The sequence below is a fragment of the Nocardia farcinica genome (genome assembly GCF_029867845.1).
In the GTDB taxonomy this organism is placed as follows: Bacteria; Actinomycetota; Actinomycetes; order Mycobacteriales; family Mycobacteriaceae; genus Nocardia; species Nocardia farcinica_A.
Genome location: NZ_JARWRU010000642.1, coordinates 1 through 1,202, shown reverse-complemented (window position 1 = coordinate 1,202; position 1,202 = coordinate 1). Strand labels below are relative to the sequence as shown.

The window sequence follows — 1,202 nt, the reverse complement described above, 5'->3', positions numbered from 1 at the left end:
TCCTGGTCTCGGGGGGGTTTACCCCCTACCTCCGCCCCGATCTCGCGCACGCGGGGCGCGCCGGCGGGGGGGGGGGCGCGGCCGCCGCCCCCCCCCACGACTCCGGCGCCGCCGATGCCATGCTGGTCGGCTACTACACGGTCCTCGACGGGCACACCCTCGACGCCGACGAGCTGCGGGAAACGCTGGCCCAACGCCTGCCCGGCTACATGGTGCCCGCCGCCCTGGTGCCGCTGGCCGCGCTGCCGCGCAACGCCAACGGCAAGCTCGACCGCGCCGCCCTGCCGCGCCCGCAGCTACGCGAGCGCGAGTACCGCGCCCCGGAAACCGCTCTGGAGCAGACCGTGTGCGCGGCCTTCGCCGAACTGCTGCACGCCGACCGGGTCGGCCTGGACGACAACTTCTTCGAGCGCGGCGGCAACTCCCTGCTCGCCACCCGCCTGGCCACCCGGCTCGGCGAGGCGCTGGGGGAGCGCGTCCCGGTGCTGTGGCTGTTCTCCGCGCCCACCCCGGCGGGCCTGATCGCCCAGCTGGAGCGGGCCCGCGCCGGCCGAGGCCGCATCGACGAGGACGCCGCCTTCGAGGTGCTGTTGCCGCTGCGCACCGGAGGCGGTGGCGAACCGCTGTTCTGCATCCACCCCGCGGGTGGTGTGGCCTGGTCCTTCGCCGGGCTGGCCGCCCACATCGACGCCGACCGCGACCTCTACGGTCTGCAATCGCCGGTGCTGAATTCGGCCGACCCGCTGCCGGATTCGATCGACGAGTGGGCGCGCCGCTATGTGCGTGAGATCCGCGCTGTGCAGCCGGAGGGCCCCTACCACCTGCTCGGCTGGTCGCTCGGTGGTGTCCTCGCCCACGCGGTGGCCATCCAGCTCCAGGACGAGGGCCAGCATGTGGCCACCCTCGCCATGCTGGACAGCCCCCGCGTCGTCGAGCCGGTCGCCGCCTCCGCGGTGCCGCTGGCCGACCTGGTCGGCGGTCTGCTCGGCGAACCGACCGCCGAACTGGAGGCCCTGATCGGGGCCGATTTCGACCCGGCCGACTGGGATTCCGCCCGGCTGGCCGCCCTGATCGCCGACCTGCCCGAGCCGTTCGCCTCCTTCGGCCCCGACCGGCTGGCGCGCCTGCTGGCCGAGGGCACTCGCTCCCTCGACCTGCTCACCCGCTACCGGGCCCGCCGCTACAAGGGCAACCTGCTCTAC

1 protein-coding gene is annotated in these 1,202 nt (G+C 74.6%); it reads left to right on the top strand.

Annotation, left to right across the window (positions count from 1 at the left end; genetic code table 11):
* Positions 1-1,202, top strand: a 1,202-nt coding sequence (locus QH283_RS14245) for a thioesterase domain-containing protein (protein ID WP_280503480.1), incomplete at both ends; no start/stop codon positions are given.